This window comes from Stenotrophomonas maltophilia, from assembly GCF_002799245.1.
Classification (GTDB): Bacteria; Pseudomonadota; Gammaproteobacteria; order Xanthomonadales; family Xanthomonadaceae; genus Stenotrophomonas; species Stenotrophomonas maltophilia_S.
This window is the reverse complement of record NZ_NEQV01000004.1, coordinates 514,917-537,472: the sequence shown is the minus strand read 5'-3', so window position 1 is coordinate 537,472 and position 22,556 is coordinate 514,917. Positions and strand designations below refer to the sequence as shown.

Genomic DNA, 22,556 nt, shown 5'->3' with positions numbered 1-22,556 from the left:
TGGCAACGTATCGCTTGCTTTAAAACAATTAATAGTTGCTTGATCAAACGTCTGCAAGATGGACAATCATCCTTCCTGCAGGCGCCTTCACAAGATACCTGCGCATACTTTCAAAGATCAGGGGAAGCGGCCTCAGCGCCGTTCCCGTGTGCTGCGAAGTTTCCTTCGTAGCGAGCCGCCCATTATGCCAGACTTTTTCAGTCCGTCAACACCTTCGTTCGATCATCTCGTTCGGCGGTAGTGGGCGCCCTGTTGTCGCTGAAGCCCCTTGGTGGCGACCCCTGCGACGGGGGAGGAGAAGTATGTCCCCATTTGGATCATTTGTGAAGGGGGTGTGGCGATTTTTTTCAACGGATGTTGCATCCGTTCATCCGTCGCGCCTTGCGGAAGGAATCCGCGAAGAGCAGCCGAGCAGATGCCCGGCTCTACAAGAGCATAAGCAAGGGCCGGCTGACGCCGGCCCTTGCTTTGTGTCAGGCAGTGACCAGGCGCACGCGGGCGAACGTGCGCTTGCCGACCTGCAGCAGGCCCTCAAAGCCCGGCTGCAACACCTGCTGGCCGTCTTCGACCACTTCGCCGTCCACCTTGACCGCGCGCTCCTTGAGCTTGCGATTGGCTTCGGAGTTGCTCGGGGTCAGCCCGGCCGCCGTCAGCAACGCGGCGATGCGCAGGCCTTCGGCCGGGATCGCCACGTCCTGCAACGGCAGCTGGGTGATGTCGCCCTGCCCGGTCACCGCCGCTTCCCAGCCGGCGACCGCCTGCTCGGCGGCCGCGGCGTCGTGGAAGCGGGTCGCCAGTTCACGTGCCAGGCGCAGCTTGACCACGCGCGGGTTCAGGCCGCCATTGGCCACCTGCTCACGCAGCTGCACGGCTTCGGCCTGGCCGATGTCGAAGGACAGCAGTTCGATCCAGCGCCACATCAGGGTGTCGTCCACCTTCATGGTCTTGGTGACGATATCGATGGCCGGCTCGCTGATGCCAATGTAGTTGCCCAGCGACTTGGACATCTTGTTGACGCCGTCCAGGCCTTCCAGCAACGGCATGGTCAGCACCACCTGCGGCTTCTGGCCGTGGTGTTCTTGCAGGCCGCGGCCCATCAGCAGGTTGAACTTCTGGTCGGTACCGCCAAGCTCGACGTCGGCCTCCAGGGCCACCGAGTCGTAGCCCTGCACCAGCGGGTACAGGAACTCGTGGATGGCGATGGACTGCTGGGCGGCATAGCGCTTGGCGAAGTCGTCGCGCTCGAGCATGCGCGCCACGGTGTGCTGCCCGGCCAGGCGGATCATGTCGGCCGCGCCCATCTTGCCGAACCACTCCGAGTTGAAGCGGACTTCGGTACGGCTGCGGTCCAGCACCTTGAACACCTGTTCCTCGTAGGTACGGGCGTTGGCCAGCACGTCATCGCGGCTGAGCGGCTTGCGGGTCAGGCTCTTGCCCGAGGGGTCGCCGATCATGCCGGTGAAGTCGCCGATCAGGAAAATGACCTGGTGGCCGAGGTCCTGGAACTGGCGCATCTTGTTCAGCAGCACCGTATGGCCCAGGTGCAGGTCGGGCGCAGTGGGGTCGAAGCCGGCCTTGATCCGCAACGGGCGGCCTTCCTGCAGGCGCGCACGCAGATCCTCGAGCTTGAGGATCTCGTCGGCACCGCGGCCGATCAGGGCAAGGGCTTCTTCAATCGAGGACACGTGACTACTCCCGGCAACGCCGATTCTTGTGTGGGGTGTTAAAGCAAAGTTAACCCGATTGGCTTCACAAAAGCCAATGGGCACAAGGGTTTGACGCGGTTTTCTCAGGTGTCTATGGTAACCGGCGATCAGGCCCGCGCTCCCGGGCCGCCAGGAAAAAACCGCCGATGCACAATTCCGAACAAGGGCGCGCACGCAAGCAGCGCTTCCAGGAACGCCTCCACGTCCTGCACGACAACGCCCTGCATCGGAAGCTCAGGCAACACCTTCCCGCCGCCTTCAATGAGCGCTGGACCCGCCGCCATTGGATGCACGCCAGCCTGTTTGCGACCATCGGCGCCCTGGTGGCGACGATCGTCCCCGGCTTCTCGCACACCATCGATGCGCCGTACGCCGACAGCCACACCAGCCTGGCGCTGCCGTTGCCGCCGCTGACCATGGCCCGCCAGCAGCAGGTGCCGGGCGACAGCTGGCAGGTGCTGCGCGTGCAGCGTGGCCAGACCCTGAGCGACCTGTTCGACCAGGCCGGCATTCCGGCCACCACCCTGCACCGGGTGCTGGACCATCCCGGTGCACGCGAGGCGCTGACCAAGCTGCGCCCCGGCGCCGAGATCGCCTTCGACATGCCGCTGTCCGGCGACCTGCGCAGCATCCGTTTCGACCGCGATGCCGACAACCGGGTGGAACTGAGCCTGGCCGGCGATGACATCAAGGAGAAGGTGACCAAGCGCGAGACCTCCACGCGCACCGTGGTCACCAGCGGCGAGATCACCAGTTCGCTGTATGCCGCGGCCCGACGGGCCGGGCTGTCGCCGTCGGCGATCGCGACGATGACCGACGACATCTTCAAGTACGACATCGACTTCTCCAAGGACCTGCAGCCGGGCGACCGCTTCAGCGTGGTGATGGATGAAACCTGGCGCGAAGGCGAGAAGGTGGACACCAGCAAGATCCTGGCGGCGACCTTCACCACCGGGGGCAAGACCTATTCCGGCTTCCGCTTCGACCGCAACGGCAAGTCCGAGTACTACGACATCAACGGCCGCTCGCTGAAGAAGAGCTTCATCCGCATGCCGATCCCGTTCGCGCGGCTGAGCTCGACCTTCGGCGCGCGCAAGCACCCGGTGCTGGGCAAGATGCGCATGCACAAGGGCGTGGACTACGCCGCCCGCACCGGCACCCCGATCATGGCCGCCGGCGACGCCCGCGTGCAGTTTGCCGGCGTGCAGAACGGCTACGGCAATGTGGTGATCCTCGACCATGGCCGCGGCCACACCACCCTGTACGGCCACATGTCGCGCTTTGCGAACATCAAGGCCGGCCAGCGCGTGGCCCAGGGCACGGTGATCGGCTATGTCGGCTCGACCGGCCTGGCGACCGGCCCGCACCTGCACTACGAATTCCGCGTCAACGGCGAACACCGCAACCCGCTCACCGTGACCATGCCGCCGCCGGAGCCGCTGAAGGGCGCCGAGCTGGTCGCGTTCCGCGCGCAGACCGCGCCGGCGATGGCCCGCATCCAGGGCATGGAGAAGCTGATCTACGCCGACGCCAGCCCGGCGCCGACCAGCCGCGACGAGGCTGCCCCCGAGGTGGCCAGCGCCAAGGACAAGCCGTCCAGCAGCCGCAAGCGCGGCTGAGCCCCTGCGTTGACGAAGAAGGACGCGGCAGCCCAAGCTTGCCGCGTCCTTTTTTTATGCCTGCCATGAACACGACTGCCGACGCTGACGCCCCCCTGTACCTTGGCCTGATGTCGGGCACCAGCGCCGACGGCATCGACGCCGCGCTGGTGCAGTTCCCCGCGGGCGGTGGCTGCCGCTTCGTGCATGGCCTGACCGCTCGCTGGGAACCGGTGCTGCGTGCGCGGCTGGTGGCGCTGGTTGAAGGTGGGCCGCTGGATTCGCTGGAGGAGCTGGGCGAGCTGGACGCGCGGATCGCGATCAACTTTGCCGGGGCGGCCAACCAGCTGCTGGCCGAGGCCGGCGTGGACCGCAGCCAGGTGCGCGCGATCGGCTCGCACGGCCAGACCGTGCGCCACCGCCCGCTGGCCAACCCCGCCTTCACCGTGCAGCTGGGCGACGGCAACCGCATCGCCGAACTGACCGGGATCACCACGGTGTCCGACTTCCGCCGCCGCGACGTGGCGGCCGGTGGCCATGGCGCACCGCTGATGCCGGCCTTCCACCTGGGCATGCTGGGCACCGCCGATGAAGACCGCGCGGTGCTCAACCTGGGCGGCATCGCCAATCTGACCCTGATCCCGCGCGAAGGCGCGGTGCGTGGCTTCGATACCGGCCCGGCCAATGCGCTGATGGATGCCTGGTGCCAGCGTCATACCGGCCGCACCTTCGATGCCGATGGCGCGTACGCTGCCAGTGGCGCGGTGGACGAGGGCCTGCTGGCCGGCTGGCGTTCGGAGCCGTGGTTCGCGCTGCCGCCGCCGAAGAGCACCGGGCGCGAACAGTTCCACCTGGCCTGGGCCGAGGCCCACATGGGCGAAGGCGAATACGCCGCTGCCGACGTGCAGGCCACCCTGCTGGAGCTGACCGTGGCGACGGTAGCCGATGCGCTGCTGGCGCAGCAGCCGCGGACCCGGCGCCTGCTGGTCTGTGGCGGCGGGGTGCGCAACCGGCAGCTGATGAAGCGGCTGGCGGCGCGGCTGCCGGAGGTGCAGGTGGAGTCCAGCGCGGTGCATGGGCTGGACCCGGAGTATGTCGAGGCGATGGGCTTCGCCTGGCTGGCGCAGCGGACGATGGACGGGTTGGCCGGCAACCTGCCGAGCGTGACCGGGGCGACGGGCCCGCGGATCCTGGGCGCGATTCATCTGGCGTGAGCAGAAGCAGCCGAGCGTGGGCTCGGCTCTACAGCATTGCGGCGCGGCCGCTAATCGAAGCCCTGCCCTGCGGGCAAGGCCTGCAGGGCGGCGATGGCGTCAGAGAGGGCGTCCACTTCGGGATCGCCGAAGCCGGAGCGGACCTCCAGTTCACTGCTGAACAGGCCCTGCTCCAGCAAGGCGGCGCAGGTCTGTTCGTGGGTCCAGCCGCGGGCGACCGCGACTCGTCGGATGCGTTCCAGCAGCAGCGGGTCCAGGTCCCGCAGCACAACGTCGGCCATGCTCACTTCCCCGTTCGCAAGGCACCGCCCCCTCGGCGCGTCGGGGGCGATGATCCCGCAGTCCGGGCAGGCAGGCAATCAGGCCACCGGCGGCGGCCCGCGGTCGGCGATCCGCGGCCACAGCCACGCCAGCAGCAGCAGGGTCGGCACCACGGTGATCGAGCTGAGGATGAAGAACGTGCTGTAGGACGTGGCTTCGACGATATAGCCGGAGACACCGCCGACGAACTTGCCCGGCAGGTTGGCCAGCGACACCAGCAGCGCGTACTGGGTGGCGGTGAAGTTGCGGTCGGTCAGCGACGACATGAAGGCCACCAGCACGGTGCCGGCAAAGCCCTGGAACAGGTTGTCGGCACTGAGCGCGGCATAGAACGCCCACAGCTTGCCCGGGTTGTGCGCCATCAGCAGGAAGGCCAGGTTGGACAGCGCCACGCCCAGTGCGGCCACCAGCAGCATGCGCCGGAAGCCGAATGCGGCCACCGCGATACCGCCCAGGAACGCACCGCCGATGCCCATCCACACGCCGAACAGCTTGGAGACGGTAGCGATGTCGGCCTTGTCGAAGCCCGAATCGAGATAGAACGGCCCGGCCATCACCCCGATCACCTGATCGGGGAACTTGAACAGGCCGACGAAGGCCAGCAGCACCAGTGCCAGCGCGACGCCATTGCGGCTGAAGAAGCTGGAGATGGGCTGGACGAAGGCTTCGGCGATATCGATGCGGCGCTGCACGGCCGTGGCCGGGCGCTCCGGTTCGGCGCACAGCAGGGTGGTGACGATCGGCAGCAGCATCAGCGCGGCCATCGCCAGGTAGGCAACGATCCAGCCTTCGAACTGGGCCAGGTAGAGCGCGCCGGCACCGGCCAGGATCAGGCCGATCCGGTAGCCCAGCGTATAGGTGGCAGCCAGCGCAGCCTGGGCCGCCTGCGGTGCGATCTCGATGCGATAGGCATCGACGGCGGAGTCCTGGGTGGCGCCCGCGAAGGACGCCACCAGCACCCACATCACCAGCGGCCAGACACCCTGTTCCGGCCGCACGAACGCCAGTGCGACCAGGCCGACCAGCACCAGCACCTGCGATACCAGCAGCCAGGAACGACGGCGACCCAGCCCGCCCAGCAGCGGGAACGCATAGCGGTCCAGCAGCGGCGCCCACAGGAACTTGAGCAGGTAGAAGAAGCTGGCCAGGCTGATCAGGCCGATGCTGCCCAGGTCCAGGCCTACGTCGCGCAGGCGCGTGGACAGGGTCTGCGAGGCAATCAGCAGGAACGGCAGGCCGCTGCCGAAGCCAAGCATGGCCATGGTCAGCGCCGACGGGGTACCGAAGGCCCGCTTGATGCCTGCCCAGCCCTTGTAGCTGGCCGGCGTGGCGGCCTCGGTCACAGGTCGTAGTCCACGATGAACGGGGCGTGGTCGGAGAAGCGCTCGTCGCGGTAGATCGAGCAGCTGCGCAGGCGGTCACGCAGGCCCGGGGTGATGAACTGGTAGTCGATGCGCCAACCGACATTGTTGGCGCGGGCTGCGCCGCGGTTGCTCCACCAGGTGTAGTCCTCGCCGGTGGGGTTGAGCAGGCGGTAAGCATCGGCCCAGCCACGGCCGGAAGCGACATCGGTGGCCTGACCATGGTCGGCGCACAGGGCGTTGAGCCAGTCGCGCTCTTCCGGCAGGCAGCCGGAGTTCTTCTGGTTGGACTTCCAGTTCTTGATGTCCAGCGCCGAACGCACGATGTTCCAGTCGCCGCACAGCACGTAATCGCGGCCGCTGCGCGCCCACTCCTCAAGGATCGGCCGCAGCCATTCCATCACTTCGAACTTGAAACCCTGGCGCAGGTCGCCCGAGCTGCCGGAGGGAATATAGAAGGAGACCACGCTGAGATTGCCGTAGCGCGCCTCGATGTAGCGGCCTTCGTCGTCGAACGGAGCCCAGCCCAGCGAGGTGATGACCTGGTCCGGCTCGCGCTTGCTGTAGATCGCGACACCGCTGTAGCCCTTCTTGGTGATGGCATCACGGTAGAAACAGTGATGGCCATCCGGACGGAACATCGGGTCGGTCAGCTGGTCTTCCTGGGCCTTGGTCTCCTGGATGCACAGGACGTCGGCGTCCTGGGCACGGAACCAGTCGAGGAAGCCCTTGGTCGCGGCGGAACGGATGCCATTGGCATTGAAACTGATGATGCGCATGCGGGGGACCTGCGGCGGGAAACCGGGCAAGCATACCGGTTGCCCGCAGGCCTGCGCAGTCCGCCGGGGCGGGCATGGACGGCTTTCACACAGCGCTGGACGAGCGCGAAACGCCCAGCTGGATTAGGATTTGTGCTCCAAATGAAGATGAATCGAGTTTTGATGAGCGACCACCGCCACCGTTTCCTGCAGCTGGCCCTGACCGCCGACGCCCTGCGCTTCGGGCAGTTCACCCTCAAGTCCGGCCGGCTGAGCCCCTATTTCTTCAACGCCGGTCGTTTCGACTCCGGTTCGCTGCTGTCGCAGCTCGGCGCCTGCTACGCCGATGCCATCGATGCCACCGGGATCAAGTACGACGTGGTGTTCGGCCCGGCCTACAAGGGCATCCCGCTGGCCACTGCGATGGCCTGCGAGCTGGCCCAGCGTGGCCGCGACCTGCCGCTGTCGTTCAACCGCAAGGAAGCCAAGGACCACGGCGAAGGCGGCCAGCTGATCGGCGCCGACATGAACGGCAAGCGCGTGCTGATCGTCGATGACGTGATCACCGCCGGTACCGCGATCCGCGAAGCACTGGGCATCATCCGCGCTGCCGGCGGCACCCCGGCCGGCATCGTGGTGGCACTGGACCGCCAGGAGATCGCCTCGGAAACCGACCGCCGCTCGGCGGCGCAGTCGGTGGCCGAAGAGGCCGGCATTCCGGTGATTGCCGTAGCGTCGCTGGCCGATCTGCTTGATTTCGCCTCCGGCAACCCGGAACTTGTGGGTTACCGGCAGCCGCTGGAAGCCTACCGGGCCCAGTACGGCGTCCGTTCGATCCGCTGACCGACCAGGGGAAAGGTCATGTCCCGAGTGCCTGCTGTTGTCTTTGCCGGCCTGCTGCTGGCCGTGCCGTTCACCGTGCCGGCGCAGTCGCGCGACGGCAAGGTGGAAAAGAAGCTGTACTGCTGGAACGAGGGCAAGGAGCGGATCTGCAGCGATTCGCTGCCGGCCGATGCGGTCAATCACGCCCGCGAGGAGTTCAACGCGAAGAGCGGCCTGCGCAATGCGCAGGTCCAGCGCGCGTTGACCGACGAGGAGCGCGCCGCCGCCAGCACCGCAGCGCAGCAGCAGCAGCTGGACCTGATGGCCGAGCAGACCCGCCAGCGCACCGAGCAGGCGATGCTGTCCACCTATGGCAGCGAGGACGACCTGCGCCGGGTGTTCGCCGAACGCCAGGAAGTGCTGGACAACAACCTCAAGACGGCCGAGTACAACGTCACCAGCCTGCGCGAATCACTGGTGGCGCTGCTGTCGGCCGCCGGTGACCGCGAACTGGCCGGCGGCAAGGTGGCCGACAAGCAGGCCGAGGCGATCCGTCAGCGGCACGTGCAGCTGCAGGCACAACAGCGCCTGCAGGCCGGGTTCCTGCAGCAGCAGCAGGCACTGAAGGCCGAGATCGACAGCACGCTGCAGCGCTATCGGGAGCTGAAGGGCGTGGCGCCGGCGGGTTGATCGCCCGCCGATCTCCGTCCTGTGGCGCCGAGCCCATGCTCGGCTTGGCAGGAGCAGCCGAGCATGGGCTCGGCGCTACAGTTGCCTGCACGCCCGCCAACCGGGCGCGGGCCGGGTTACGGCTTGGCCCACGGAATTTATGCACTCTTTACGCGTCGGCCCGGTCCGGCGCGTAGTGCGTTTATGGGCAGCAGGACGACGATGACGGCCTGAGGTGGAGGGGTTCCACCAGGACGCTATTGCAATGTCCCCCTGGCTGTCGTTGTTGTGTGGCGTGCTGGTGCTGGTCGCCGCCGCCTATCTTCTCTATGTCGTGCTGCGGCCCGAGTCGTTCTGAACGGAGCCTGCCATGACTGAGATGCTTGTCATTCTTGCCGCCAGCCTGCTGCTGGCGTGGCCGCTGGGCCTGTACCTGGCGCGCGTGATGCGCGGCACGCCGATGAAGGTCGACGTGCTGTTCAACTGGATCGAAAAGCCGCTGTACAAGGTGTTCGGCGTCGATCCGTCACGCGCGATGTCCTGGCGCGGCTACGTGCTGGCCTTCGTGCTGAGCAATGTCGTGGTCGCTGTACTGACCCAGGCGGTGTTCATGACCCAGGCCTGGTTGCCGTTGAACCCGGACCAGATCCCGAACATGCGCTGGGACACCGCGCTGCACACGATGATCTCGTTCCTGACCAACACCAACCAGCAGCACTATTCGGGCCAGGCGCAGCTGTCCTACCTCTCGCAGATGACCGGCATCACCGGCCTGCAGGTGGTGACGCCGATGATGGGCCTGGCGCTGGCGGTGGCGACGCTGCGCGCGTTGTTCTCGCGTGCGCCGCAGGCCGCGGCAGCCACCGGTACCGGCGATGACCGCCAGGTCGCGGTGGGAAACTACTACGTGGACGTGGTGCGCCTGTGCGTGCGCTTCCTGTTGCCGCTGTGCCTGGTGTGGACCCTGCTGCTGACCAGCCAGGGCGTGCCTTCGACGATGGCCGGTGGCCCGCAGGCCACGCCGATCGATGCCAGCGCCGGCATGGCCGTACAGAAGCTGCCGCTGGGCCCGGTGGCGGCGATGGTCGCGGCCAAGCAGCTCGGCGCCAACGGTGGCGGCTGGTACGGCCCGAACAGCAGCTTCCCGCTGGAGAACCCGACCCCGCTGTCGAACGCGCTGGAGATCGTCGGCATCCTGCTGGTGCCGATCGCGGTGATCTTCATGATCGGTGCGTTCACCGGCCGGCGTCGCTTCGGCGCCCTGGTGTTCAGCTGCATGCTGGGCATGTCGCTGCTTTCCACCGGCGCGATGATGTGGAGCGAAGGACACAGTGCCAGCGCTGCCACGCCGCTGCTGATGGAAGGCAAGGAGGTGCGCTTCGGCGCCGACGGCACGGCGCTGTGGGCGGCGGTGACCACCCAGGTCTCCAATGGCTCGGTCAACGGCATGCACGATTCGCTGGCGCCGCTCAGTGGCGGCATCGCGATGGTCAACATGCTGGTCAGCGCGATATGGGGCGGCATTGGCTGTGGCCTGCAGCAGTTCATCGTTTACCTGCTGCTGGGCGTGTTCCTGGCCGGGTTGATGACCGGGCGAACGCCGGAGCTGTTCGGCCGCAAGCTGGAGACGCCACAGGTACGCCTGCTGGCCCTGCTGGTGCTGCTGCAGCCGATCACCCTGCTGGTGTTCACTGCGATCACCCTGGCCGTACCCGGCCTGGCGGGCACCTCCAACCCCGGCTTCCATGGCATCAGCCAGGTGTTCTACGAGTACGTCTCGGCCTACGCCAACAACGGCTCGGGCTTCGAAGGGCTGGGTGACGCCACCCTGTGGTGGAACCTGAGCTGCTCGCTGGTGCTGCTGCTGGGCCGCTTCCCGCTGCTGATCATCCCGCTGGTGGTGGCCGCACAGCTGGCCGCCAAGCGCCAGGCGCCGGAGTCTGCCGGCAGCCTGCAGATCGAAACCCCGACCTTCGCCCTGACCCTGGTCTCGGTGATCGTCATCCTGACCGTGCTGCAGTTCATGCCGGCGCTGGTACTCGGCCCGATCGCCGACCACCTGAGCCTGGGACTGCACTAAGGACACCCCGATGAGTACCCAAGCAAGTTCCACCCGCAGTTCCCTTGCAGCGCGCCCGGCCCTGCTTGATGGCGCCGGCCTGCGCCGTGCGCTGGTCGACGCAGTGCGCAAGCTGTCCCCGATGCACCTGGTGCGCAGCCCGGTGATGGCGGTGGTGATGGCCGGCACGATCGTCGCCGCCATCGTCACCCTGACCGGCAATGCGCCGCTGGGCTTCGGCCTGGCGGTGACCGTGATCCTGCTGGTGACCGTGTTGTTCGGCAACTTCGCCGAAGCGGTGGCCGAGGCGCGTGGTCGTGGCCAGGCCGCGTCGCTGCGCCGTGCCCGCCAGGATCTGGTGGCGCGCCGGCTGGCTGCGCCGCAGCCGGGCGCAGCCGAAGCCCAGGTCCCGGCCGCCGAACTGCGTCCGGGTGACTATGTGATTGTCAGTGCCGATGAGCTGGTGCCGGCCGATGGCGAGATCGTGCAGGGCCTGGCCACCATCAACGAAGCGGCGGTGACCGGCGAATCGGCACCGGTGCTGCGCGAGGCCGGTACCGACCGCTCCGGCGTGATCGGCGGCACCAAGGTGCTGTCCGACCAGATCATCGTGCGGGTGACCGCCGAGCCGGGCCACAGCTTCCTGGACCGGATGATCGCCCTGGTGGAGGGTGCCAACCGCCAGAAGACCCCGAACGAGATCGCGCTGACCCTGTTGCTGGCAGCGATGACGCTGACCTTCCTGGTGGTGGTGGCGACACTGCCGGCGATCGGTGCCTCCGTGGGCGTCAAGGTCGACCCGCTGCTGCTGATCGCGCTGCTGGTGTGCCTGATCCCGACCACCATCGGCGGGCTGCTGCCGGCCATCGGCATCGCTGGCATGAACCGTGCGCTGGCCGCCAATGTGCTGGCCAAGTCGGGCAAGGCGGTGGAAGTGGCCGGCGACGTCGACGTGCTGCTGCTCGACAAGACCGGCACCATCACCTATGGCGACCGCCAGGCCAGCCACTTCCATCCGCTGGCCGGCATCGACGCCAGCCAGCTGCGCGAAGCGGCGCTGCTGTCTTCGCTGGCCGACCCGACCCCGGAAGGCAAGTCGATCGTGCGCCTGGCGCGCGAACAGGGCTGCGCCACCGCCGAACCGGACCATGCCGAGTACCTGGCCTTCAGTGCGCAGACCCGCATGTCCGGCGTCGATCTGGCCCAGCCTGGTCAGGAGCCCGGCCGGCAGATCCGCAAGGGCGCACTGGATGCGATCCGCAACCACGTGCAGGCGCTGGGTGGCAGCGTGCCGGCCGAACTGGGCGGGCGCGTCGAGCAGGTCGCGCGCAATGGCGCCACCCCGCTGGTGGTGGCCGAAGGCCGCCACGTGCTGGGCGTGATCGAGCTGTCGGACGTGGTCAAGCACGGCATGCGCGAGAAGTTCGCGCAGCTGCGCGCGATGGGCATCCGCACGGTGATGATCACCGGTGACAACCCGCTGACCGCCGCCGCCATCGCCGCCGAGGCCGGCGTCGATGACTACATCGCTGAGGCCCGCCCGGAAGACAAGCTGGCACGCATCCGCCAGGAGCAGGCCGGGGGCCGCCTGGTGGCGATGGTCGGTGACGGTACCAACGACGCCCCGGCACTGGCCCAGGCCGACATCGGCCTGGCGATGAACTCCGGTACGCAGGCGGCGAAGGAGGCCGGCAACATGGTCGACCTCGATTCGGACCCGGCCAAGCTGCTGGCGGTGGTGGAGGTGGGCAAGCAGCAGCTGATCACCCGTGGCGCGCTGACCACCTTCTCGCTGGCCAACGACGTCTCCAAGTACTTCGCGATCCTGCCGGCGCTGTTCGCCGCTGCCGTTCCCACCATGGCCGCACTGAACGTGATGCAGCTGTCGAGCCCGCGCAACGCGGTGCTGGCGGCACTGATCTTCAACGCCCTGGTGATTCCCGCCCTGATCCCGCTCGCCCTGCGTGGCGTGCGCTTCCGCCCGGCCACCGCCACCGCGCTGCTGCGCCGGAACATGCTGGTGTACGGCCTCGGCGGCGTGCTGCTGCCGTTCGCGGCGATCAAGCTGATCGACCTCCTTCTTGTCCTGGTATTCGGCGCATGAACCGTTCTGTTTCCACTTCCACTTCCCTGCCCCGCGAAGCGACCGCCGAGGCCCGCGCGACCCGCCTGCAGGACGGCGCCAGCTGGCGCCCGGCGATCGGCCTGGGCCTGGCCACCCTGCTGCTGGCCGGCGCGGTCTACGCCGGTATCGCCACCGGTTTCGCCGGCCTGGCGTACCCGACCCAGGCCGAGGGCAGCCTGCTGCGTGACGGCAGCGGCCAGGTGCGTGGCTCGGTGTGGCTGTCGCAGCCGTTCACTGGTGATGGCTACTTCCAGGCACGGCCGTCGGCCGCCAACTACGACCCGATGGCCGCGGCCGGTTCCAATCTGGCGCGCAGCAACCCGGCATTGGCCGAACGTGTGGCGGCCAGCACTGCTGCGGTAGCCGCACGCGAAGGCGTCGCCCCGGCGCAGGTGCCGGCAGACCTGGTCACCCAGTCCGGCGGCGGCCTGGATCCGCAGCTGTCGCCGGCGGCGGCGCAGCTGCAGGTGGCACGCGTGGCGCGTGCCCGTGGCCTGCCGGTGGAACGCGTGCAGGCGCTGGTGCAGGCACATACCGAAGACCGCCAGTGGGGCCTGTTCGGCCAGCCGCGGGTGAACGTGGTAACGCTGAACTTCGCGCTGGACCACGCGGCCAGGGCACCGTGATGCCAGGCTGCACCGGCAGCGCGCACAATGGCGGCCATGACAGCGGCACCCATGACTGATGCGCGTACCCGCCAGGCCGATGCCCTGGTCGAAGGCCTGCAACGCGAAGCCAGCGGCAAGCTGACCGTGTTCCTGGGCGCGGCGCCGGGCGTGGGCAAGACCTACACCATGCTGACCCGCGCGCAGGAACAGCTGCGCCGCGGCGTTGATCTGGTGATCGGGCTGGTGGAAACCCATGGCCGCGCCGATACCCAGGCCCTGCTGGAGGGCCTGCCGCAGCTGCCGCTGAAGGAAGTGGCCTATCACGGCCACACCCTGCAGGAGATGGACCTGGATGCCGTGCTGGCACGGCATCCGGCGCTGGTGCTGGTAGATGAACTGGCCCACCGCAACGCGCCGGGCAGTCGCCATGAGCGGCGCTGGCAGGATGTGATGGAGCTGCTGGATGCCGGCATCGACGTCTGGACCACGGTCAACATCCAGCATCTGGAAAGCCTCAACGACGTCGTGATGCGCATCACCGGCGTGCGCGTCAGCGAGACCGTACCGGACGGTGTGCTCGACCGCCTGCACGACATCGTGCTGGTCGACCTGCCGCCGCGCGAACTGATCGCTCGCCTGCAGCAGGGCAAGGTCTATGTGCCCGAGCAGGCCACGCAGGCACTGCAGGCGTTCTTCTCACCGGCCAACCTGACCGCGCTGCGCGAACTGGCGATGCAGGAAGCCGCCGACCGCGTCGACAGCAGCCTGCGTGAAACCCGCGCCGCGCGTGGCGAAGGCAATCTGCCGTTGCGTCGCGGCGTGCTGGTGGCCATCGATGGGGGCGGCCAGAGCGAATACCTGGTGCGCGTGGCCCGTCGCATCGCCGAGCGCCGCGACGCACCGTGGACGGTGGTGACCGTGCAGGGCCGCCGCCAGGATGACGCGACCCGGCGCGAGATCGATGCGGCCTTCGCACTGGCGCGGCGCCTGGGCGGCGACGCCGAGCTGCTGCACGGATCGAGCATCGCCGATGCCCTGCTCGACCATGCCGCACACAACGGCGTGTCGACCCTGGTGCTGGGCCGGACCCGAGAACGTCCGCTGGCGCGGATGTTCAACCGCACCCTCACCCAGCAGCTGATCCAGCGCGGCGCGCACTACGAGATCACCATCATCAGCACGCCGCAGGCACGGGCGCGCTCACGCCGCGAGGGCCTGCTGCCGCCGATGCGCGGCATCAGCTACGAACCGGCACAGGCCCTGATCGCCACCGCGCTGGCCTGTGCGGTGGCATGGCTGGCCGAACGCTGGGTGGGCATGGCCGACCTGTCGATGGTGTTCATCGTCGCGGTGGTGCTGGTGGCTGCACGCACGCGCGCCAGCGTGGCGGTGATGGCGGCGATCCTGTGCTTCCTCGCCTACAACTTCCTGTTCATCGCGCCCCGCTTCACCTTCGCCATCGGTGCGCGCCAGGGCGTGATCACCGTCTTCCTGTTCCTGGCCGCCGCACTGGTGGCCGGGCGCCTGGCCTCGCGGCTGCGCATGCAGGTGATTGCGCTGCGTGCGGCCAATCGCCATGCGCGTGCGCGCCAGCAGCTGGGCCGCCAGCTGGCCAGCGCCGCCGGCAACGGCGAGGTGGCACAGGCAGGTCGGCATGCCCTGGAACAGGCCATGGATGTGCCAGCATGGCTGCGCATCGGCTCCGACACCGCCGCCGGTGGCCGCAGCCAGCCCGGCGATACCGACCTGGCCGCCGCCGACTGGGCGCTGCGCCATGGCCAGCCCAGCGGACGCTTCACCGACACCCTGGCCGGCGCGCAATGGTGGTTCCTGCCGCTGCTCGACGGCGAGGAGCGTGCGATCGGCGTGGCCGGCCTGTACCTGCCCGGCGCACAGGCACGCCTGCTGCCCGAACAACGGCAGCTGGCCGAAGCGATGGTCGATGACATCGCGCAGGCCGCGCTGCGCACCCGGCTGGTGGCGGAGCTGGAACAGGCGCACGTCAGCAATGAGACCGAGCGGTTGCGCTCGGCCCTGCTCTCTTCGGTGTCGCACGACCTGCGCTCCCCGCTGGCGGCGATGATCGGTTCGGCCGACAGCCTGGCCAGCTACGGTGCGGCGATGGATACCGCCGACCGCCGTGCCCTGCTGGACACCATCCTGGTCGAAGGCGAACGGCTGGACCGCTACATCCAGAACCTGCTGGACATGACCCGGCTTGGCCACGAAGGCCTGAAGATCAACCGCGACTGGATCGGCGTGGACGAACTGATCGGCTCGGCGGCACGACGCCTGCAGCGCTACCAGCCGAAGGTGCGGCTGGAGCTGGATATTCCGTCCACGCTGGCGCCGATCTGGGTGCACCCGGCGCTGGTCGAACAGGCGGTGTTCAACGTGATGGAGAACGCGGCCAAGTTCTCGCCTCCGGAGGCCGCCGTACAGGTACAGGCGCGCGAACTGGATGGCCAGCTGCGCATCGACGTGATCGATGCCGGCCCCGGCATTCCCGACGACGAGCGCGCGCGCATCTTCGACATGTTCTACAGCGTCGAGCGCGGCGACCGCGGCCGCCACGGCACCGGCCTGGGCCTGACCATCTGCCAGGGCATGATCGGCGCGCATGGCGGCAGCGTGCAGGCGCTGCCTGGACGCGACGGTCGCGGTACCCTGATCCGCATCACCCTGCCCCTGCTCAAGCCAGCCTCCCACGATGAGCCAGACCCCGATTGATGCCAGCGTGCCGGCCGCGCGCGTGCTGGTGATCGATGATGAAACCCAGATCCGCCGGTTCCTGGACATCAGCCTGCGCGCGCAGGGCTACCAGGTGCGGCAGGCGGCAACCGGCCAGGAAGGCCTGCAGCTGGCGGCCAGCGAGGACATGGACCTGGTGATCCTGGATATCGGCCTGCCGGACATGGAAGGCCACGAGGTGCTGGAACAGCTGCGGCAGTGGAGCCAGGTGCCGGTGATCATGCTGACCGTGCGGGCGGGCGAAGCCGAGAAGGTGCGCGCACTGGATACCGGCGCCAACGACTACGTGACCAAGCCGTTCGGCACGCAGGAGCTGATGGCGCGGGTGCGGGCGCTGCTGCGCACGCGCAGCGTGCCGGCCGATGGCACACCGCCGGTATTCGACGATGGCCACCTGCGCGTGGACCTGGTGCGCCGCGAAGTGGCGCTGCAGGGGGAACCGGTGGCGTTGACCCGCAAGGAGTACGCGTTGCTGTCGCTGCTGCTGCGCAATGCCGGACGGGTGGTGACCCAGCCGCAGATCCTGCAGGAGATCTGGGGGCCGACCCACCAGCACGACACCCACTACCTGCGCATCCTGGTCGGCAAGCTGCGGCACAAGCTGGGCGATTCAGCGCTGGATTCGCGCTACCTGTTCACCGAGCCGGGCGTGGGGCTGCGGTTCAAGGGGTGAAAGCGTGCCGACCAACGGTCGGCAACCACCGTGGATCTGCTGTGTCGACCAAGGTCGACACCTACCAAGAGCAGGAAAGGTGTGCCGACCAACGGTCGGCAACCACCAAGATCGATCAGAACCCCAGCGGGGTGTCGCCCAGCACCGGTTGCAGCTGGCTGCGGAACAGGGCCTGGATGCGTTCCAGTGCCGCCTCGTCGTTGCCTTCGAAACGCAGCACCAGCACCGGCGTGGTGTTGGAGGCACGCACCAGGCCCCAGCCATCGGCGAAATCCACGCGCAGGCCATCGATGGTCGACAGGCGGCCACCCACATACGGGTTGTCCGGCGACTGCGCCGCCGCCACCAGCATCGCCACCAGGGCATGCGGCGTGCCGTCGGCCACCGGCACCTTCAGCTCCGGCGTGGCGACCATTTCCGGCAGCTCGCCCAGCACCTCGTCCGGGGTTTCCTCGCGCTGGGCCAGGATCTCCAGCAGGCGCGCAGCGGCGTACAGGCCGTCGTCGAATCCGAACCAGCGTTCCTTGAAGAAGAAGTGGCCGCTCATCTCGCCCGCCAGTTCGGCATCGGTCTCGCGCATCTTCGCCTTCATCAGCGAATGCCCGGTCTTCCACATCAGCGGGCTGCCACCATTGCGCAGCACGTGGTCGGACAGCTTGCCCGTGCACTTCACGTCGTAGATCACCATCGCGCCCGGATTGCGCATCAGCACATCGGCAGCGAACAGCATCAGCAGGCGGTCGGCATAGATGATCTTGCCTTGGCCGGTGACCACGCCCAACCGGTCGCCGTCGCCATCGAACGCCACGCCGAGGTCGGCGCCGAAGCGCTTGACCGTCTGCACCAGGTCTTCCAGGTTGGCCGGCTCGCTCGGGTCGGGATGATGGTTGGGGAAGGTGCCGTCGACATCGCAATACAGCGGGATGACGTCGGCGCCGATCGCTTCCAGCAGCTGCGGTGCCAGTGCGCCGGCCACGCCATTGCCGGCATCGGCCACGACCTTCAGCGGGCGGTCCAGCTGCACGTCATCGGCGATGCGCTGGATGTAGTCGGCACTGACATCGCGCTGCTGGTAGTCACCCGGCTCGGCGGACTGCACCAGGCGGCCCTCGACGATGCGCTGGTAGAGATCAGTGATGGCATCGCCGGACAGCGTCTCGCCGCCGATGACCACCTTGAAGCCGTTGTACTCGGGCGGGTTGTGGCTGCCGGTGACCGCCACGCAGGTGCCGGTACGCAGATGGAAGGCGGCGTAGTACACGAGCGGGGTCGGCGCCAGGCCGATGTCGATCACCGCGCAGCCGGCACGGCGCAGGCCTTCGGCCAGCCCGGCCGCCAGCTCGGGTCCGGACAGGCGGCCATCGCGGCCGATCACCACTTCGCGCAGGCCCTGCTCCAACGCTACGGTGCCGATGGCCTGGCCGATCAGCGCTGCAGTCTTCGGTGTCAGTTCGCTGCCAACCACGCCACGGATGTCGTAGGCGCGGAAGATACCGGCGGCCAGCTCCTCGGCCGGTACCGGCGGTGGCGGCGGAGGCGTGGCATCGCCACTGCCGGCCACGGCGGCCACCGGTGGCGGCGCCTGCTGCAGGCTCTCGCTCAGGGTCGGGCCGTGGTCGGCCTCGGAAACTGCGGCGCGGCGCGGCAGGGGCAGCGACTTCGGCAGGCGGCCACGACCGACCACCAGCAGCACGGCAATGAACGCCAGCAGCAACGCAACAATGGCGCTGGCCAGCGCGCCCAGGCCCAGCGGGCCGGCTTCGACATTCGGGACCGACGCGACCAGTCGCAGCGGTGTGCCGGCAACCGGGCGCGCGAGTGCTTCCGCGCTTTCGGCCAGGCCCGCGTCACCCTGGGTGACCAGATCGAAGCCACCCTGGCGCAGGCCAAGGAAGCCGGCGGACGGCGCACGGACCTGGTCCAGCGGCGAGGTCAGCCGCAGCAGCGGTTGGCGGACATAGATGACCGCCGGCCCCAGGCTGCCCAGCTGCACCGGCGCAGCCAGGCCCAGACGGTTGCCGCCACCGTCGCGGACCACGCGCAGGCTTGGCCTGGCCTCAGCCAGCGCAGCTTCCAGCAGCGCCAGGCGGGCATACCCGAAGGTGGCCGGATCGGCATAGGCGTTGGCCAGATCAGCCGCCAGCACCTCGACCTGCTCGACCCCGGTCCAGCTCTCGCGCACGGCCAGCGCCGCTGCAGCAGCATCGCCGGCCTGCAGCGCCTGCTGCACGCGATCGTTCTTCAACTGCTGCTGCAGCTGCTGCAACTGGCCCGCAGCGGCCTGCTGCAGGCCCTGCACGGCCTGGTCACGCGCTTCTTCCAGCGCCTGCCCGTTGGCCTCCTGCCGCCATTGCTGCACCGCGCTCCATCCGAACCAGCCGGCCAGCAGGATCAGCAGCCCCCCCAGTAGTGGTGCACTGCGACCCAACGACCGTCCCCGCTGTCCTTCCCCGATGCCGCTCATCGATGTCCCCTGTCAACGCACCCCGGTATGGCCGAATCCACCCGCGCCCCGCACGCTGTCGGTGAAAGTATCCACCACCTGCAGGCTGACGCGGGCAATCGGCACGACCACGAGCTGGGCGATGCGATCGCCCGGTTCAATGGTGAAGGCCTCACGGCCACGGTTCCAGACACTGATCAGCAGCGGGCCCTGGTAATCGGCATCGATCAGGCCGGTGCCGTTGCCCAGCACGATGCCGTGGCGATGGCCCAGCCCCGAACGCGGCAGGATCACCGCGCACAGCTGCGGATCGGCAATGTGGATGGCCAGGCCGCTGGGTACCAGCGCGGTGTCACCCGGCTGCAGCGTCAGCGCGGTATCCAGCGCCGCGCGCAGATCCATGCCGGCGCTGGCTTCGGTGGCGTAGGCCGGCAGCGGCCAGCTGTCGCCGAAACGCGGATCAAGCAGCTTGACCTGCAGCGGTTGGGAAGTGAAAGCCTGGGTCATGCCTGGAGTCTCCGCGCGATCAGCGCCAGCAGTTGTTCGGCCAGCTCGCGCTTGGAGGTGGCCGGGAATACCTGTTCGCCGTCCTGCCAGAAGGCCGTGGCGGCATTGTTGTCGCTTTCGAAACCGCCGCCGCTGATGCCGACCTGGTTGGCGATGACCAGGTCCAGGCGCTTGTCGATCAGCTTGCCGCGGGCATATTTCTCCACGTCGTGGGTCTCGGCGGCGAAGCCGACCACCAGCTTCAGCGACTGCGTCTGCGCGGCGACCTCGGCGAGGATGTCCGGCGTGCGCACCAGCTCGATCACCAGCGACTGGCTGTCGGCGGTCTTCTTCAGCTTCTGCGCGGCAACCTGGCGCGGTGTGTAGTCGGACACCGCAGCGGCACCGATATAGATGTCGGCGGGCAGCGATTCCAGTACGGCATCGCGCATCTGCGCCGCCGAGCGCACGTCGATGCGCTGCACGCCCGGCGGCGTCGGCAGCTGTACCGGGCCGCTGACCAGCACCACCTGCGCGCCCAGCGCGGCGGCGGCGGCGGCCAGGGCGAAGCCCATCTTGCCGCTGCTGCGGTTGCCGACGTAGCGCACCGGATCGATGTCTTCGTAGGTCGGGCCGGCACTGATCAGCAGGCGCAGCCCCTGCAGGGCACGGGTTTCCGGTGCGGCAACCGTCGCAGCGGCACCGCCATTGGCCGCCAGCGCGGCCACGATGTCGCCGGGTTCGGCCAGCCGGCCGGGGCCGGATTCACCTTCGGCCAGCGGACCATCCACCGGGCCGATCACCTGCGCACCACGCTGGCGCAGCAGGGCGATGTTGGCCTGGGTGGCCGGGTGCAGCCACATGCGATGGTTCATCGCCGGGCAGATCGTCAGCGGTGCGGTACTGGCCAGGCACAGGGTGCTGACCAGGTCATCGGCATGGCCCTGGGCCAGCCGGGCCAGCAGATCGGCGGTTCCCGGCGCGACCACGATGCGGTCGGCCCAGCGGGCCAGCTCGATGTGGCCCATGGCCTGTTCGGCGGCGCTGTCCCACAGCGTGGTGCGGGTCGGCTGCCCGGACAGGGCCTGGAAGCTGAGGGGGGTGACGAACTGCTGGGCGCCGGCGGTCATCGCCACCTGCACCTGGGCACCGGCGTCACGCAGGCGCCGCACCAGCTCCAGGCCCTTGTAGGCCGCGATCCCGCCTCCGACGCACAACAGCAGTTTCTGGCCTTCCAGCGCGCGGCTGGGCGCGGGGGAAGCGTTGGGGGAGTCAGCCACCTGGAATTCCTGTGCAAACGAGGGCATTAGCTTACCCGATGGTCGGTAATGTCCCGGTACACGTCGCACATAGCCGGCGGCTATCAGCAGATGGGACTTGCACCGCGGCGCTTCCAGGTTCAAGCCGCCGCGATTCGGAACTTTCCTATACCAGTAGCCCGGTCAGGTTTGCAGAATCGTCAGTGGCCACCGTAGGTGTGCCGCTCCGCTTTTCGAGGATTCCGCGTGCACCCGCGCATCATCATCGCCGACGACCATCCCGTCGTCCTGCACGGCATCCGCATCGTGCTGCAGACCCACCTGATGGAGGTCGTCTGCAGCGCGCGCGACGGTGCCCAGCTGCTGCAGCTGGTCGAGCACCACGGTTGCGACGCAGTGCTGACCGACCTCTCCATGCCAGGCACCGGCCCGGATGGCCCGGAATTGATCGCTGAACTGCGCGCACGCCATCCGGGTATGCCCGTCGTGGTGCTTACCGGTGCCCGCCACCCCGGCCTGCTCGATGGCCTGCTGCGTGACGGCGTCAGCGGCCTGGTCGACAAGTGCGCCGGTTTCGGCGAGCTGCCACAGGCCTTGAACGCGGCCATGGCCGGGCAGGTGTTCATCTCGCAGCAGCTGCGCCACCACCTGCAGGCGCGCGACCTGATGCTCGCGCGTGAACCGGCGGCGTTGTCGGCCCGCGAGCAGCAAGTGCTGGACCTGTTGGCCGCAGGGCTGAAGGTGAACGCCATCGCCGCCCACTGCGGCCGCAGCCCGAAGACGATCAGCCGGCAGAAGGCCGAGGCCAAGCGCAAGCTGGGGCTGCAGAACAATCAGGAGCTGTTCGCCTATCTGCAGTCGCGACGCGTCTGAGGCAACGGCTGACCCGGACGTGCGCCCTGCCCTGATGGGCCGGATCGCCCGCACTGGCGATGATGCAGGCATGCCCATCCATGACTGGCCCGAACAGGAACGTCCCCGCGAGAAGCTGATCGCGCGCGGCCCCGCCACGCTGTCCGACGCCGAGCTGCTGGCGCTGTTCCTCGGCTCGGGCTTCGGTGGACGCGACGCGGTGCAGACCGCACGCGACCTGCTGCGGGCGCATGGCCCCCTGCGCGTGCTGCTGGACCGCCCGGCCCGCGAGCTGGCCCGTTTGCCCGGGCTGGGCCCGGCACGAAGCTGTGCACTGGCCGCCGGGCTGGAGCTGGCCCATCGCTACCTGGCCGCCGAGCTTCAGCAGGGCGAGGCGGTCGGCAACAACCCGGTCGCGGTCGGCCGCTACCTGCAGCACCGCCTGCGCGGCCAGGCCCGCGAGATCTTCATGGCACTGTTCCTGGACAACCGCCACCGCCTGATCGCCTGCGAGGAGCTGTTCCAGGGCACCATCAATGCCGCCCCGGTCTATCCCCGCGAGGTGGTGCGGCGCGCCCTGCTGCACAATGCAGCAGCCGTGATCCTCAGCCACAATCACCCCTCCGGCGACCCGGAGCCCTCCAGCGCCGACACCCGCATCACCGACGAACTGCAGCAGGCATTGGCGCTGGTGGACGTGCGCCTGCTGGACCACTTCGTGGTCGGCGAGGGTCGCCCTGTTTCGTTTGCTGAACGGGGCCTGCTGGCCCAGCCCCAGCCACGCCTGTTCGGCTGAGCGGCCGCGGCCGCGGGCGGGCAGGTGGCCCCACAGGCATGTTCTGGTCAGCGTG

General features: G+C 68.5%; 19 protein-coding genes. 12 read left to right on the top strand and 7 right to left on the bottom strand.

The window, feature by feature from the left end; translation table 11 throughout:
* Positions 1-473: 473 nt before the first annotated feature.
* Complete coding sequence (gene tyrS, locus B9Y64_RS14795; protein WP_100441348.1) at positions 474-1,685, bottom strand: tyrosine--tRNA ligase; 1,212 nt, start codon at positions 1,683-1,685, stop codon at positions 474-476.
* Positions 1,686-1,852: 167 nt separating this feature from the next.
* Here tyrS and B9Y64_RS14790 point away from each other — a divergent pair, with 167 nt between their 5' ends.
* Both B9Y64_RS14790 and B9Y64_RS14785 read left to right on the top strand, forming a co-directional pair.
* Positions 1,853-3,325, top strand: coding sequence for a M23 family metallopeptidase (locus tag B9Y64_RS14790; protein ID WP_100441347.1), 1,473 nt, complete (start codon positions 1,853-1,855; stop codon positions 3,323-3,325).
* 65 nt (positions 3,326-3,390) lie between these two features.
* Complete coding sequence (locus B9Y64_RS14785; RefSeq protein ID WP_100441374.1) at positions 3,391-4,518, top strand: anhydro-N-acetylmuramic acid kinase; 1,128 nt, start codon at positions 3,391-3,393, stop codon at positions 4,516-4,518.
* 50 nt (positions 4,519-4,568) lie between these two features.
* Here the strand turns inward: B9Y64_RS14785 and B9Y64_RS14780 are convergent, their stop codons facing one another.
* From B9Y64_RS14780 to B9Y64_RS14770, 3 genes are all read right to left on the bottom strand, one after another.
* Positions 4,569-4,799 (bottom strand): hypothetical protein, encoded by a 231-nt coding sequence (locus tag B9Y64_RS14780; protein ID WP_005420465.1) that lies wholly within the window; start codon positions 4,797-4,799, stop codon positions 4,569-4,571.
* 78 nt (positions 4,800-4,877) lie between these two features.
* A complete protein-coding gene (locus tag B9Y64_RS14775; RefSeq protein ID WP_100441346.1) occupies positions 4,878-6,182 on the bottom strand; it encodes an AmpG family muropeptide MFS transporter in 1,305 nt (434 codons plus the stop codon).
* Complete coding sequence (locus B9Y64_RS14770) at positions 6,179-6,979, bottom strand: exodeoxyribonuclease III (RefSeq protein WP_100441345.1); 801 nt, start codon at positions 6,977-6,979, stop codon at positions 6,179-6,181. The genes B9Y64_RS14775 and B9Y64_RS14770 overlap by 4 nt, the downstream gene beginning before the upstream one ends.
* A gap of 162 nt (positions 6,980-7,141) precedes the next feature.
* On the opposite strand from B9Y64_RS14770, the gene pyrE reads away from it, so the two are divergent.
* The 8 genes from pyrE (at position 7,142) to B9Y64_RS14730 (ending at position 16,665) form a co-directional block, all read left to right on the top strand.
* A complete protein-coding gene (gene pyrE / locus B9Y64_RS14765) occupies positions 7,142-7,801 on the top strand; it encodes an orotate phosphoribosyltransferase (protein ID WP_010486876.1) in 660 nt (219 codons plus the stop codon).
* An 18-nt stretch (positions 7,802-7,819) separates the two neighbouring features.
* The gene (locus B9Y64_RS14760) at positions 7,820-8,470 is read left to right on the top strand and encodes a hypothetical protein (RefSeq protein WP_100441344.1); all 651 of its coding nucleotides are present in this window, start codon (positions 7,820-7,822) and stop codon (positions 8,468-8,470) included.
* A 244-nt stretch (positions 8,471-8,714) separates the two neighbouring features.
* Positions 8,715-8,807 carry a potassium-transporting ATPase subunit F gene (locus tag B9Y64_RS14755; protein ID WP_005407770.1) on the top strand — a complete coding sequence of 31 codons (93 nt, stop codon included), beginning with the start codon at positions 8,715-8,717 and terminating at the stop codon, positions 8,805-8,807.
* Positions 8,808-8,819: 12 nt separating this feature from the next.
* Positions 8,820-10,529 carry a potassium-transporting ATPase subunit KdpA gene (gene kdpA, locus B9Y64_RS14750; RefSeq protein WP_100441343.1) on the top strand — a complete coding sequence of 570 codons (1,710 nt, stop codon included), beginning with the start codon at positions 8,820-8,822 and terminating at the stop codon, positions 10,527-10,529.
* Between the two features lie 10 nt (positions 10,530-10,539).
* Entirely contained in the window at positions 10,540-12,612 is a 2,073-nt protein-coding gene (gene kdpB / locus B9Y64_RS14745) for a potassium-transporting ATPase subunit KdpB (RefSeq protein WP_100441342.1), read from the top strand.
* A complete protein-coding gene (gene kdpC, locus B9Y64_RS14740) occupies positions 12,609-13,259 on the top strand; it encodes a potassium-transporting ATPase subunit KdpC (RefSeq protein WP_100441341.1) in 651 nt (216 codons plus the stop codon). Before kdpB ends, kdpC begins: the two co-directional genes overlap by 4 nt.
* A 51-nt stretch (positions 13,260-13,310) precedes the next feature.
* The gene (locus B9Y64_RS14735) at positions 13,311-15,971 is read left to right on the top strand and encodes a sensor histidine kinase (RefSeq protein ID WP_100441340.1); all 2,661 of its coding nucleotides are present in this window, start codon (positions 13,311-13,313) and stop codon (positions 15,969-15,971) included.
* Positions 15,952-16,665, top strand: a complete 714-nt coding sequence (locus B9Y64_RS14730; RefSeq protein ID WP_100441339.1) for a response regulator transcription factor — start codon at positions 15,952-15,954, stop codon at positions 16,663-16,665. The genes B9Y64_RS14735 and B9Y64_RS14730 overlap by 20 nt, the downstream gene beginning before the upstream one ends.
* 115 nt (positions 16,666-16,780) lie before the next feature.
* On the opposite strand, the gene B9Y64_RS14725 is transcribed toward B9Y64_RS14730, so the two are convergent.
* From B9Y64_RS14725 to coaBC, 3 genes are read right to left on the bottom strand one after another with little or no spacing between them, the layout of a single operon-like run.
* A complete protein-coding gene (locus B9Y64_RS14725) occupies positions 16,781-19,129 on the bottom strand; it encodes a phosphomannomutase/phosphoglucomutase (protein WP_100441338.1) in 2,349 nt (782 codons plus the stop codon).
* A 12-nt stretch (positions 19,130-19,141) separates the two neighbouring features.
* On the bottom strand, positions 19,142-19,615 hold the full coding sequence (gene dut, locus B9Y64_RS14720; protein WP_100441337.1) for a dUTP diphosphatase: 474 nt from the start codon (positions 19,613-19,615) through the stop codon (positions 19,142-19,144).
* The gene (coaBC, locus tag B9Y64_RS14715) at positions 19,612-20,901 is read right to left on the bottom strand and encodes a bifunctional phosphopantothenoylcysteine decarboxylase/phosphopantothenate--cysteine ligase CoaBC (protein ID WP_100441336.1); all 1,290 of its coding nucleotides are present in this window, start codon (positions 20,899-20,901) and stop codon (positions 19,612-19,614) included. Before coaBC ends, dut begins: the two co-directional genes overlap by 4 nt.
* Before the next feature lie 198 nt (positions 20,902-21,099).
* Between coaBC and B9Y64_RS14710 the strand changes: the two genes are divergently transcribed.
* Positions 21,100-21,726, top strand: a complete 627-nt coding sequence (locus B9Y64_RS14710; RefSeq protein WP_100441335.1) for a response regulator transcription factor — start codon at positions 21,100-21,102, stop codon at positions 21,724-21,726.
* Between the two features lie 70 nt (positions 21,727-21,796).
* Positions 21,797-22,501: a RadC family protein gene (radC, locus tag B9Y64_RS14705; RefSeq protein ID WP_100441373.1), complete on the top strand. Its 705-nt coding sequence runs from the start codon at positions 21,797-21,799 to the stop codon at positions 22,499-22,501.
* Positions 22,502-22,556: the final 55 nt, after the last annotated feature.